The sequence below is a fragment of the Alkalihalobacillus sp. R86527 genome, from assembly GCF_042466185.1.
Taxonomy (GTDB): Bacteria; Bacillota; Bacilli; order Bacillales; family Guptibacillaceae; genus Guptibacillus.
The window spans coordinates 1,417,783-1,430,004 of the sequence record NZ_JAXHBW010000001.1 but is presented as its reverse complement, the minus strand read 5'-3'; the positions used below and the strand labels follow the sequence as shown (position 1 = coordinate 1,430,004).

Sequence of the window (12,222 nt, the reverse complement as noted above, 5' to 3'; positions counted from 1 at the left end):
CTGTAATTCTTTTTATTTGTTAACGGCTCGAACGACAATACGTGACCCGTTGACTTTAGTAATTGTTACACTTATACCAACTGGTATATACCCACCCTCTGTCACTACGTCCAACCGTTCGTCACCGAAGTCTGCTATACCAGCAGGGCGTAGTGGAGTGACCGTTGTTCCTTCGTTACCAATCAGCTCATTTCGTGAAACGTTTGAAACATAGCCTTGTTCTGAATTCGTAGAATCAGAAAGGACAATCTTCTTGAAAAAACCTCGATAGCCAAATAATTTAATAAAGAAGTATGATCCACCGATTGTAATGGCTACTGCTAAGAGTACGGCAACTAATACATACTGTAGCGACTGACCGGACCCGAGTACAATACTGGCTACTATCCCTAGAGCACCTAGTACACCGAATATGCCAAAACCCGGTATAAATATTTCCACTAGAATTAATATTATACCAGTAATTAATAACAAAATGGATTCCCATCCTGCAAAACCAGCAATCATATGTCCGAAGAAGAATAGTAATAAAGCCCCAGCTCCCATAAAACCAGGTATACCAAACCCAGGAGAATACAGTTCTAGAACGAGACCGAGACTACCGATCGACAAAAGGATTGGAATAATAATCGGATTCGTAACAAACCTAGCTATCTTTTCAGCTATACTGACTTCAACATCCATAACTTTTGCATCCGGAAGATCTAGTTTTTCTAATAACTGTGTTCGATCTTCAGCTGAACCTTCTGAGTAACCAATTTCGTTAGCTTCTACATCATTAAGGGTTAACAATTCGCCCTTTGGAGCATTGTATTTTGGTAAATTCACGTCTGGATCAGCCATTGCAAGCGCAAATTTTGGGTCTCGATCATTTAACTCTGCTGCTGACTTCATTGCTGCATGCCAGAAAGACTCTGCTTTTTTACCAGCTGCATTACCCGATTGATCAATAATAGCTGCTGAACCCATCAAAGCTCCTGGCTCCATTATGATCTGATCTGCATTTAGCGCAATGTAAGCTCCTGCTGAAAGCGCCCGGTCAGATATATAAGCAGTGATTGGTACTTCTGTAGCTTTAATGATTTTCCCTATATTATCTGCTGCATTTACTGCTCCACCTGGTGTATCGATTTCCAAAACGATATGATCCGCGCCTGCTTCTTCAGCATCTTCGATCGATCGTTTTAAAAAAGCTTCAAGTCCCCGTTCTACTTCCTGCTCAACAGGTATGAAATAAACAACTTCTCCCTCGCCTTGCCCGTTTGCCGTGTTTCCAACGAACAAGAATCCGATAACCAATAGTAAAGCTGTGATGCCGAATAGCTTGATGGCGACATTTTTGATAGCGACCCCTCCTTTCAAGCTTTCTCTATATACGGTTCAACACACAGCTAGGTTTCAAAATATGTATGCAATTTAAATTAAGTATGACAAAAGGAAGATAGAATTGCTAGCAGGAATTAACATATCATCCATAAAAAACACGCCCTGCTTATACAGGACGTGTTTTAGCTTGATCATATTTATGATAAGTTCTTTTGTACAAGGCGATTTACAAGTCCGCCGTCCGCTTTACCTTTAACTTTAGGCATAAGCGCACCCATTACCTTACCCATTTCCTGTTTGGAAGTAGCACCAGTTTCAGCAATCACTTGCTTAACTAGCAGGTCAACTTCTTCTTCAGACAATTGTTTCGGCAGGTAGGCAGTTAAAATCGACAGCTCTTCATCGAGATTCTGCACAAGATCACTTCGACCAGCTTTGTCAAATTCTTGGAGGGAGTCTTTGCGTTGCTTAACTTCGCGAGTGAGAACGGTAAGTTCTTCCTCTTCCGTCAGTTCATGACCCAATTTAATGGATTCATTCTGAAGTGAAGATTTCACCATACGAATAACAGAGAGTTTCTGTTTTTCTTTGTTCTTCATCGCTACTTTCATATCTGTTGTTAAACGGTCATTTAGACTCACTGACCTAACACCCTCTCTTAGAACTTACGCTTTTTCCTTGCTGCCTCAGATTTCTTTTTACGCTTTACACTTGGCTTTTCATAGTGCTTGCGCTTCTTAACTTCAGCCAAAGTGCCTTCTTTAGAAACCGTTCTCTTGAAGCGACGCAGAGCATCATCGATCGACTCGTTCTTACGCACGCGAGTTTCCGCCATCTCTATCCCTCCCTCCAAAACATACACAATCATAACACATGACTTTCTAACAAAGACATGTCACCTGCAATTATAATACATGCCGCACGGTTTATCAACATTTCTTTAATTGATTTTTTATGTTTATAAAAAAATAGCATGTGTTTCTTATCCTGTCCATACACTTTTTATGGAGAGGAGATGGCGAAACCTATGAGTCCCTATGTGGCATCGTTCATTGTTTTTATAAGTATCTTTTTATTTGGCATGGCGATTCTTCGCATCGGCCTCCAAACGTTTTCAGAGCATAAGGTGGAGAGAGTGTTAACATCGATGACAGCAACCCCATTACGAGGCCTTATAATGGGTATGCTGGTAACAGCTCTCATTCAAAGTAGTTCAGCTGTCATGGTCATTACAGTGGGGTTAATCGCCACGAAACTGTTAACTTTTCGACAATCAATCGGGATTATCCTCGGGGCGAATATCGGGACAACGATTACTGCTGAACTTATGACGCTAAACCCTGATCAGTTCACCTTACCACTTTTAATCGCGGGATTCATTCTGCTACAAATTAGAAAACAAATTCTTTTTAGCGTCGGCACCGTATTATTTGGACTCGGGTGTATTTTTGTGGCAATGCATGGGCTTGAAGCGATGTCTATCCCGCTTTCGTCTTTATCCTTTTTTGAACATATTATAAATGAAACGAACACAAGCTTGCTCTACGGCATAGGGATCGGAACGATTCTAACTGCATTAATCCAATCGAGCTCAGCTACAACAGGAATTACGATGAGCTTCATAAATCAAGATCTCCTTACATTACCTTCTGCTATAGCAATCCTATACGGAGCAAACATCGGCACATGTGTTACTGCTTGGCTCGCTAGTATTGGCAGTTCCAGAGAAGCAAAGTTATCTGCCTATGCACATATTTGGATCAACGTACTTGGAGTAATGTTGTTTTATCCTTTAATCGAGGTGTTTAGTAGAATGGTTGAATATGTTACCACCCTACCAGATGTCCAGCTTGCTCATGTTTCGATCTTATTTAATGTATTCTCATCTCTACTATTTCTTCCTTTAGCTGGGATTCTTGCTAATACAATTGAAAAATTACATGGCGGCAAAGCCATCTCATAAAAAAAATCCCCAACCGCTACTAGCGGTTGGGGTTTCAGTCTTAATAGTCAGTGTCAGCTGTTTCACCTTGTACGATCTTCACACCAGCACTCGCACCGATACGAGTAGCTCCAGCATCAATCATTGCTTGTGCACCTTCAAGGTCACGTACGCCACCAGAAGCTTTAACTCCGATTTCAGGTCCAACAGTTTCTCTCATAAGCTTAATATCTTCAGCTGTTGCGCCACCAGTTGAGAAACCTGTGGAAGTTTTCACGTAATCTGTTCCAGCTTTAACTGCAAGCTCACATGCACGCTTTTTCTCTTCATCCGTAAGAAGGCAAGTTTCGATAATTACCTTTACAAGCGCCTTACCTTTTGCAGCCTCAACAACTGCTTTGATGTCTTCTACGATATAGTCATCGTTTCCAGCTTTTAATTCAGCGATGTTGATAACCATATCTACTTCTGTTGCACCTTTTTCAATTGCATCTTTTGTTTCAAATGACTTCGTCTCAGTAGTTGTTGCTCCAAGAGGGAAACCAATTACTGTACATACTTTTGCTTCAGCACCCTTAAGCATATCTGCTGCAAGTGTAATCCATGTAGGATTTACACAAACTGATGCGAAATTGAATTCTCTCGCTTCTTCACAAAGTTTTTCTACCTGCGCACGAGTAGTGTCTGGCTTTAGTGCTGTGTGATCAATCATGTTTGCTAGTTTTTGGTTCATTTCATTTCATCCTTCCAAATCTTATGTATGCCGAACTTTAAGGAGTTCGACAATCCTTGTTATTATAAAGATGCAATAGCTGAAGCTGGTTCTTCTTCGCTCATCACTCTAACAAACTGTCCTTCATTATAAGGGTATCCAGCTTTAGTGATTTTCACTTTAACGATCTTACCGATCATCTCTTCAGACGCTTCAACGATTACTTTCATATAATTAGCAGTATACCCTACGTATAGGTTAGAATCAGGAGAATCTTTGAATTTTTCTTCGGGAATTACTTCCAATACTTCTCCTTCATATTGTGATGCATACTCTTTCGCAAGCTGATTAGATAGCTCAATCAATTGATGAACTCGTTTATTCTTCACTTCATCATCAACCTGATCATCCATTCTTGCTGCCGGAGTTCCTGTACGTTTCGAAAACGGGAACACATGAAGTTCTGAGAACTTGTGTTTAGAAATAAAATCATAGGTTTCCTTAAATTCATCGTCCGTTTCACCAGGAAACCCGACGATTACATCAGAAGTAATCGCAAGTCCAGGTAGTGCTTTCTTCAAGCGCTCTAGACGCTCACCAAACATCTCCATCGTATACTTTCTTCTCATTCTCTGAAGAACTGTATTCGATCCGGATTGAAGCGGGATATGAAGGTGCGGAACAACCTTGCTTGAAGAATCTAATACCTCGATTACTTCATCAGTCACTTGACTAGCTTCGATAGAAGAGATCCTAATTCGCTTCAAGCCATCTACCTTCGCGTCCAGATCACGTAACAACTGAGCAAAGTTATAATCCTTGAGATCTTCACCATAACCTGCCGTGTGGATACCTGTAAGAACGATTTCCTTATACCCTGCTTGCACAAGTTGTTGTGCCTGCTCAATTACTGCCTCTGGTTCTCTAGAACGTAATAGTCCTCTCGCCCAAGGAATAATACAGAATGTACAAAAGTTGTTACACCCCTCTTGAATCTTCAATGATGCTCGAGTTCTATCCGTAAATGCAGGAACCTCTAATTCTTCATAAACTCGAGCTTTCATGATATTACTTACTCCATTCACTGGCTCTCTCTCACGTTTATATTGTTCGATATAATCGAGCATTTTAACACGGTCTTGAGTGCCAACTACTACATCAACGCCAGGAATAGCCATTATCTCTGCAGGAGATGTTTGAGCATAACAACCAGTTACACAAATCACTGCATCAGGATTCTTCCTGATCGCTCTCCGTATTACCTGACGACTTTTTTTATCGCCTGTATTCGTAACAGTACACGTATTGATAACATATACGTCCGAAGCATGATCGAACTCGACCCTCTCGTAGTCTTGTTCTTTAAATAACTGCCAAATCGCTTCCGTTTCATAATGATTCACTTTACAACCTAATGTATGGAATGCAACTGAAGGCATAGGATCACCTCATTAATTCAAAATGATAAGAAATAGCTGCTAGAACATATAATGCAGCAGTCTCTGTTCGTAAAATACGTGGACCAAGACCACAAGAAGAAAAACCAGCTTTCTCGAGTTTCTCTACCTCGTTGGCAGAGAGTCCACCTTCGGGACCAAACACAACTATGAATCGGTCATTTTTGTTTGCTTGATGAAGCGTTTGAACAAGCTTAGCAGACTCACCAGCTTTCGCCTCTTCTTCAAAAGCAATTACCTTATGGTCAAAAGGCTCGCTCATTTCAATGAGCTGTGAAATTGAACAAGGCTCACTAATATCAGGTATTGTTGTGCGATGAGACTGCTCAGCGGCTTCTTTAGCAATCTTGTTTAAACGCTGTAGCTTTTTTTCGCTTTTTTGCTTATCCCATTTTACAACAGATCTCTCTGCTTTAAAAGGAATGAAATTATCAGCACCAAGCTCCGTCCCCTTTTGAATGACGGTCTCTAGTTTATCACCTTTTGGCAATCCTTGAACAACCGTAACACGGAGAGGGAGCTGCTTGTCTTCATCCAACCAACGAACAGGCCTAGCTTGAATTTGATTTTGATTGATGCTTGTTAACTCACATATAGCGGACTGACCAGTAGAAGAGCAGACAATAATTTCATCTCCAACTTCCATCCGCATGACTTTCCCTATGTGCTTCACGTCTTCTCCGACTATATCTACAACTTCTTCATTGATCGTTGAGTCAAGAATAAAATATCTTTGCATCGATTAAACTCCTTACTCGAAAGGCTTTCTAGCTATGAACGCGACCCAATCTTCCATTTGAAGGGTTTCCTCGATAATAAGCCCTTGATCAACGATCGATTGTTTTACTTCCTGTTTTTTCGCAGTGATGATACCTGAAGTAATAAATGCTCCACCAGGTTTAAGTACTCTCGCTACATCGTCAGTAAAACGTACTATGATTTCTGAAAGGAGGTTTGCGACAACCACATCGTAGGTATCCTCTACGTTATCAAGTAAATTGTTTTGTCTGACATCGATCTTATTGTGAATCTTATTAAGCTTCGCATTTAAATACGCGCTCTTAACGGCAATTTCATCAAGATCTAGCGCCTCGACTGTGTCTGCTCCAAGGCTTGCAGCGGCAATACTTAATACTCCAGATCCAGTACCTACATCGATTACTTTTTGTCCAGGTTCAATTATTCTTTCTAGCGCCTGAACACACATGACTGTAGTCGGGTGGGTTCCTGTTCCAAAAGCCATTCCTGGATCTAATTCAATAATGATCTCATCCGTGTTCACTGGAGTGTAATCTTCCCAGGTTGGAGTAATTGTGATTTTTTCAGATATTTTGACGGGTTTATAATATTTCTTCCATGCAGTAGCCCATTCTTCTTCATTAACTTCACTGATTTGTACAGTGTTACGTCCAAGGTCTATGTCATGCACAAGCAGACCATTGATCGCTTCCTTGATTTGTTCAACCGTTTCACCAAGAAAACTATTTACTGGTATGTACGCTTTCAGAATAACGCCTTCTTCAGGGTAATCATCTGGATTGAGCTGGTAGACTTCTCCGAATGAGGTATCCCAAACTTTCACAAGGTCCATAGGGTCTTCTATAACCACCCCACTTGCACCGGCTTCATGCAATATATTCGATACCGCTTCTATTGCTTCATTTGTTGTATGAATGCTAATCTCAGACCATTTCATTCATTTCCACTCCTCTTTGGATCCTTTTTTCTCGGAAAGGAAACAGGCAGGTCTATTCACTAGACCTGCTTCCTGTTACCAGCTTTCTCCTTTGTTATTCCCCTTTAAACGCTTTTTTCACTTTAGCGAAAAAATTTTCATGCTGTTCTTCTGGTACTTGGCCAGATATTTCACCAAATTCACGCAGAAGATCTTTTTGGCGATCTGTTAAATGTTTTGGCGTAACAACTTGGATTTTCACATGTTGATCACCTTGTCCGTAACCACGCACATTTTGAATTCCTTTGCCTTTCAACCTAAAGTTCGTGCCGCTTTGTGTTCCAGCAGGGACTTTAAGCATGACCTTACCATGCAATGTTGGAACTTCGATTTCATCGCCAAGTCCCGCTTGAGCAAATGTAATAGGCATTTCACAATGAACATCATCACCGTTACGCTCATAAAATTCATGTGGCTTTACATAGACCACAACGAAGAGGTCTCCTGGAGGTCCTCCATTAACGCCTTCTTCACCTTTCCCGGTGATGCGAATTTGTTGGCCTTCATCGATACCTGCAGGCATCTTAACATGAATCTTCTTCTTAACATCAACTTTACCTTTACCTCGGCAAGTTTTACATTTATCTTTAATGAGCTTTCCTGTGCCTTCACAATGGTGACATACTCTGCGATTTACAACACGTCCGAACGGTGTGTTCTGCTCAACGTTCAACTGTCCATTACCACCACAATAGTGACATGTTTCAGGTGTCGTTCCAGGTTTTGCACCTGATCCATCACATGTTGAACAATCTTCTTCTTTAGGAATGTAAATATCCGTTTCTTTTCCGAATGCTGCTTCCTCAAACGTCAATGTCATGGCATATTGAAGATCAGCGCCTTGTCTAGGTGCGTTTGGATTCCGTCGACCACCGCCACCAAAGAACATATCGAAAATATCACCAAAGCCTCCAAAGTCAGCTCCACCGGCTCCACCAAAACCTTGATTAGGATCGGTATGACCAAACTGATCATATTGAGCCTTTTTCTGAGGATCTTTTAGCACCTCATACGCTTCAGTAATTTCTTTAAATTTTTCATCTGCCCCCGGTTCCTGGTTGATATCCGGGTGGTATTGTTTAGCAAGCTTTCGATAAGCTTTTTTCATCTCTGTTTCGGAGGCATCCTTGCTTACGCCTAACACCTCATAATAATCTCGTTTACTCATCGTATCCACTCCCGACTCTCTTCACATAACCTTTATCTTACCATTGATTTTATACTGACTGCAATACTGTATCGAAAGAATCAGATAGTATGCAGAATGCTACTCGCACACTTAATATAATCAATTGATCGATAGACGGCATTAACCATTTATTGCTAAAAATCAGCTTACATTAAGAAAAAAGTCAAAGCCGAGATAAGCTTGACTTTGACTTTTTTCATTATCTTATTTATTACTTTTTATCGTCTTCGTTTACTTCTTCGTACTCAGCGTCAACGACATTCTCATCTTCCTTCTCTTCAGAACCAGCGCCTTCACCTTGCTGAGCCTGTTGAGCTTGAGCAGCTTGCTCATACATCTTAGTCGTTAGAGCTTGAACGATTTCTTGAAGTTCGTCCTTAGCAGAGCGAATTTCTTCGATGTCATCATTCTCTAGAGCAGCCTTAACTTTGTCTTTAGCTTCGTTAGCTTTATTCACTTCTTCTTCCTCTACTTGACCTTCAAGGTCTTTCAGAGTTTTCTCAGTTGTGAATACTAGCTGATCTGCTTCGTTACGTGTTTCAACTTCTTCGCGACGTTTCTTATCTTCTTCAGCGTTCGCTTCAGCATCTTTCACCATGTTTTCAATTTCATCATCAGAAAGACCGGTTGATGATTTGATTGTAATGGATTGCTCTTTGTTAGTACCAAGATCCTTCGCACGAACGTTCACGATACCGTTTTTGTCGATATCAAATGATACTTCGATTTGCGGCGTTCCTCGTGGAGCTGGAGGAATATCAGTCAGCTGGAAGCGACCGAGAGTCTTGTTATATTGAGCCATTTCACGCTCACCTTGTAGAACATGAATGTCTACTGAAGGCTGATTGTCAGCAGCAGTTGAGAACGTCTGTGACTTACTAGTTGGGATTGTCGTATTACGCTCGATCAGCTTTGTAAATACGCCGCCCATTGTTTCGATACCAAGTGAAAGTGGCGTTACGTCTAGAAGAACAACGTCCTTCACATCACCAGCAATTACACCAGCTTGGATAGCAGCACCAAGTGCAACTACTTCATCAGGGTTAACGCCTTTATGTGGATCCTGACCAGTTTCTTTCTTGATTGCATCCTGTACTGCAGGGATTCGAGTAGAACCACCTACAAGGATAACCTTGTCAATTTCAGAAGGTGACATACCAGCGTCTTTAAGAGCCTGACGAGTAGGTCCCATTGTACGTTCTACAAGGTTTGAAGAAAGTTCTTCGAATTTAGCACGAGTCAAGTTAAGCTCAAGGTGTTTAGGACCAGAAGCATCTGCTGTGATAAATGGTAGAGAAATTTGAGTTTGAGCTACTCCAGAAAGGTCTTTCTTCGCTTTCTCAGCAGCATCCTTCAAACGTTGAAGTGCCATTTTGTCCTGACCTAGGTCTACGCCAGTATCTTTCTTAAATTCAGCAACTAGGTGATCAATGATAACTTGGTCAAAATCGTCACCGCCAAGACGGTTGTCACCAGCAGTGGACTTAACTTCAAATACGCCTCCGCCTAGTTCAAGGATAGATACGTCAAACGTACCGCCACCAAGGTCAAATACTAGGATTGTTTGGTCTTCATCTTCTTTATCAAGACCATAAGCTAGTGCTGCAGCAGTCGGCTCGTTTACAATACGCTCTACTTCTAGACCAGCAACTTTACCAGCGTCTTTTGTAGCTTGACGCTCAGCATCGTTGAAGTAAGCAGGCACAGTAATAACCGCTTTTTCTACTCCTTCACCAAGATAGTCTTCTGCATACGACTTAAGCTTCTGAAGAATGATTGCTGAAATCTCCTGTGGAGAGTAGGATTTATCTTCCACGTCTACTTTGTAGTCTGTACCCATGTGACGTTTGATTGACTGAATCGTGTTAGGGTTAGTGATTGCTTGACGCTTCGCAACCTCACCTACTAGTCTTTCTTCATCTTTAAACGCTACTACTGAAGGTGTTGTACGGTTACCTTCTGGGTTAGGGATAACCGTTGCTTCGCCGCCTTCCATAACAGCAATACAAGAGTTTGTTGTTCCAAGATCAATACCAATAATCTTACTCATTGTTTCTACCTCCTATTTCTTCATATGTATTTATGAACTTACTTTCACCATTGCGGGTCTAAGAACGCGATCGTTCAATTTGTACCCTTTTTGCAATACTTCTACAATGACATCGGAATCATACTCATCTGATTCCACTTGCATAACTGCTTGATGTAGGTGAGGGTTAAATTCTTCCCCTTGTGATCCTACCTCTTCAATACCTTCTTTTACAAGAGCATCCTTCAACTGACGATAGACCATTTCCATGCCAGTTAGTAGAGAATTCACTTCTTCATGATCGCTTTGAACAGCAAGCGCACGTTCAAAATTATCGATTGCTGGTAGAAGTTCTTCAGCAAGTTTTTGAGAACGATACTTAGCATCAGCACTGCGCTCTTCACGTGTTCTACGACGGAAGTTATCATATTCCGCCTGAGTACGCAAATATTTATTTTCAAGCTCACTCACTTGTTTTTGCAAGCTTTCAAGCTCTGTATCTTCATTCATTTCAGGTTCGACAACCTCTGACTCCTGATTCTCTTCAACTTCTTGTTCAAGATTTTCAGTTTCTTCAGTTACAATCTCTTCCTCATGATGACTGTTCTGCTTTTCCACGAATTTCACCTCCCCATCAAAATTTACATTTATATTCATAGAAAAGGATGGAAGAAACCGAATCTCCCACCTTTTTCACTATTACCAAATTACCAGTGTTTGAAACTTCGATATCTCTCAGTCAATGTACTCGTAAGGTCATTTGCCAAAAAACCTAAAAGACTCATCGAACGATGATATTCCATTCTCGTAGGTCCTAGCAGAGCGAGAGATCCCATTCGTTTACCCTCAATAAAGTAATCTGCAGTAACGATACTACATTCTTGCATCGCCTCAAGATCATTCTCCTGACCGATTCTAACCTCAATTCCCTTCTTCTCAGGACGAAGTATATTATACATCAAATCATCCTGCTCAAAGGTATTTAATAACAGCCTTACTTTTTCTACATCTTTGAATTCAGGCTGGGCTAGAATGTTTGTCTTTCCGCCGTAGTACACTTTTTCTGCGTTGGTATAGAGAAAAAGATTATCAAGCATTGTATTGACTTGATTGTAATTTTCTATATGTTTTTTCAAAACTGTAGCCATCTCTTGCATCATGGTCGATTTCAGTGATACCAACGGGATATCCTTAAGACGTTCATTCATAATGTTAACGACTTTTTCAATATCGGACATGCTTACTGATGGTGGTATTGTAATGGTTTGGTTCTCTACATGTCCACTATCAGCTACCAGGACTACAACCGCCGTCTCTTTTGAGAGAGGGATAATTTGAACCTGGCGAAGCTTCGTCTCGAAAACTTCAGGGCCCAGAATGATAGATGTATACTGTGTTAGTTCAGAAAGAATCTTAGCAGATTGCTGAATAACTTTCTCAACCTCGACCATTTTCTCTGCAAAAAGAGAGTGAATATCTTTCACATCATTGTTTGATAAAACTGGCGGTGATAGAAGATTGTCTACATAGAAGCGATAGCCTTTTTCTGAAGGTACACGCCCCGAAGAACTGTGAGTTTTCTCGATATACCCCATATCTTCAAGATCTGCAAGTTCATTACGAATAGTAGCTGAACTAAACGATACTTCTTTTCGTTTTGAAATCGTACGTGATCCTACAGCTTCAGCAGTTCGAATGTAATCATCAATCAAAATCTGCAAAATAAACAGTTGACGTTCAGTTAACATCCTCTCATCACCTCTGTTAGCACTCTGTTTCCTTGAGTGCTAAATCTAATAATAAGGTAACAGAAAATTATTTTAGTTGTCAAT

12 protein-coding genes are annotated in these 12,222 nt (G+C 40.9%); 1 reads left to right on the top strand and 11 read right to left on the bottom strand.

Features of this window, described 5'->3' with window-relative positions; translation table 11 throughout:
- Positions 1-12 precede the first annotated feature (12 nt).
- The 3 genes from SJY16_RS07220 to rpsU all read right to left on the bottom strand — a co-directional run bounded on the left by SJY16_RS07220 (position 13) and on the right by rpsU (position 2,161).
- Positions 13-1,329: an NfeD family protein gene (locus tag SJY16_RS07220; protein ID WP_377892104.1), complete on the bottom strand. Its 1,317-nt coding sequence runs from the start codon at positions 1,327-1,329 to the stop codon at positions 13-15.
- A gap of 194 nt (positions 1,330-1,523) precedes the next feature.
- Positions 1,524-1,967, bottom strand: a complete 444-nt coding sequence (locus SJY16_RS07215) for a GatB/YqeY domain-containing protein (protein ID WP_377888433.1) — start codon at positions 1,965-1,967, stop codon at positions 1,524-1,526.
- Between the two features lie 17 nt (positions 1,968-1,984).
- Positions 1,985-2,161, bottom strand: coding sequence for a 30S ribosomal protein S21 (rpsU, locus tag SJY16_RS07210; protein ID WP_224593651.1), 177 nt, complete (start codon positions 2,159-2,161; stop codon positions 1,985-1,987).
- Positions 2,162-2,341: 180 nt separating this feature from the next.
- On the opposite strand from rpsU, the gene SJY16_RS07205 reads away from it, so the two are divergent.
- Positions 2,342-3,289 carry a Na/Pi symporter gene (locus SJY16_RS07205; RefSeq protein ID WP_377888432.1) on the top strand — a complete coding sequence of 316 codons (948 nt, stop codon included), beginning with the start codon at positions 2,342-2,344 and terminating at the stop codon, positions 3,287-3,289.
- A 40-nt stretch (positions 3,290-3,329) separates the two neighbouring features.
- Here the strand turns inward: SJY16_RS07205 and deoC are convergent, their stop codons facing one another.
- The 8 genes from deoC to hrcA form a co-directional block, all read right to left on the bottom strand.
- Positions 3,330-4,001 (bottom strand): deoxyribose-phosphate aldolase, encoded by a 672-nt coding sequence (gene deoC, locus SJY16_RS07200; RefSeq protein WP_377888431.1) that lies wholly within the window; start codon positions 3,999-4,001, stop codon positions 3,330-3,332.
- A 62-nt stretch (positions 4,002-4,063) separates the two neighbouring features.
- Positions 4,064-5,419 (bottom strand): tRNA (N(6)-L-threonylcarbamoyladenosine(37)-C(2))-methylthiotransferase MtaB, encoded by a 1,356-nt coding sequence (gene mtaB, locus SJY16_RS07195; protein WP_377888430.1) that lies wholly within the window; start codon positions 5,417-5,419, stop codon positions 4,064-4,066.
- A 4-nt stretch (positions 5,420-5,423) separates the two neighbouring features.
- Complete coding sequence (locus SJY16_RS07190) at positions 5,424-6,176, bottom strand: 16S rRNA (uracil(1498)-N(3))-methyltransferase (RefSeq protein ID WP_377888429.1); 753 nt, start codon at positions 6,174-6,176, stop codon at positions 5,424-5,426.
- Between the two features lie 12 nt (positions 6,177-6,188).
- A complete protein-coding gene (gene prmA, locus SJY16_RS07185) occupies positions 6,189-7,133 on the bottom strand; it encodes a 50S ribosomal protein L11 methyltransferase (protein ID WP_377888428.1) in 945 nt (314 codons plus the stop codon).
- Between the two features lie 94 nt (positions 7,134-7,227).
- Positions 7,228-8,340 carry a molecular chaperone DnaJ gene (gene dnaJ / locus SJY16_RS07180; RefSeq protein WP_377888427.1) on the bottom strand — a complete coding sequence of 371 codons (1,113 nt, stop codon included), beginning with the start codon at positions 8,338-8,340 and terminating at the stop codon, positions 7,228-7,230.
- A 232-nt stretch (positions 8,341-8,572) separates the two neighbouring features.
- Positions 8,573-10,411: a molecular chaperone DnaK gene (gene dnaK / locus SJY16_RS07175; RefSeq protein WP_377888426.1), complete on the bottom strand. Its 1,839-nt coding sequence runs from the start codon at positions 10,409-10,411 to the stop codon at positions 8,573-8,575.
- Positions 10,412-10,441: 30 nt separating this feature from the next.
- A complete protein-coding gene (gene grpE / locus SJY16_RS07170; RefSeq protein WP_377888424.1) occupies positions 10,442-11,047 on the bottom strand; it encodes a nucleotide exchange factor GrpE in 606 nt (201 codons plus the stop codon).
- A gap of 50 nt (positions 11,048-11,097) precedes the next feature.
- Positions 11,098-12,138 carry a heat-inducible transcriptional repressor HrcA gene (hrcA, locus tag SJY16_RS07165; protein WP_377888423.1) on the bottom strand — a complete coding sequence of 347 codons (1,041 nt, stop codon included), beginning with the start codon at positions 12,136-12,138 and terminating at the stop codon, positions 11,098-11,100.
- Positions 12,139-12,222 lie beyond the last annotated feature (84 nt).

Coding starts and splice junctions, on each gene's coding strand:
- grpE (WP_377888424.1), bottom strand. CDS start 11,047: ATGAATATAAATGTAAATTTTGATGGGGAGGTGAAATTCGTGGAAAAG.
- dnaK (WP_377888426.1), bottom strand. CDS start 10,411: ATGAGTAAGATTATTGGTATTGATCTTGGAACAACAAACTCTTGTATT.
- SJY16_RS07205 (WP_377888432.1), top strand. CDS start 2,342: ATGGCGAAACCTATGAGTCCCTATGTGGCATCGTTCATTGTTTTTATA.
- dnaJ (WP_377888427.1), bottom strand. CDS start 8,340: ATGAGTAAACGAGATTATTATGAGGTGTTAGGCGTAAGCAAGGATGCC.
- hrcA (WP_377888423.1), bottom strand. CDS start 12,138: ATGTTAACTGAACGTCAACTGTTTATTTTGCAGATTTTGATTGATGAT.
- rpsU (WP_224593651.1), bottom strand. CDS start 2,161: ATGGCGGAAACTCGCGTGCGTAAGAACGAGTCGATCGATGATGCTCTG.
- SJY16_RS07190 (WP_377888429.1), bottom strand. CDS start 6,176: ATGCAAAGATATTTTATTCTTGACTCAACGATCAATGAAGAAGTTGTA.
- prmA (WP_377888428.1), bottom strand. CDS start 7,133: ATGAAATGGTCTGAGATTAGCATTCATACAACAAATGAAGCAATAGAA.
- mtaB (WP_377888430.1), bottom strand. CDS start 5,419: ATGCCTTCAGTTGCATTCCATACATTAGGTTGTAAAGTGAATCATTAT.
- deoC (WP_377888431.1), bottom strand. CDS start 4,001: ATGAACCAAAAACTAGCAAACATGATTGATCACACAGCACTAAAGCCA.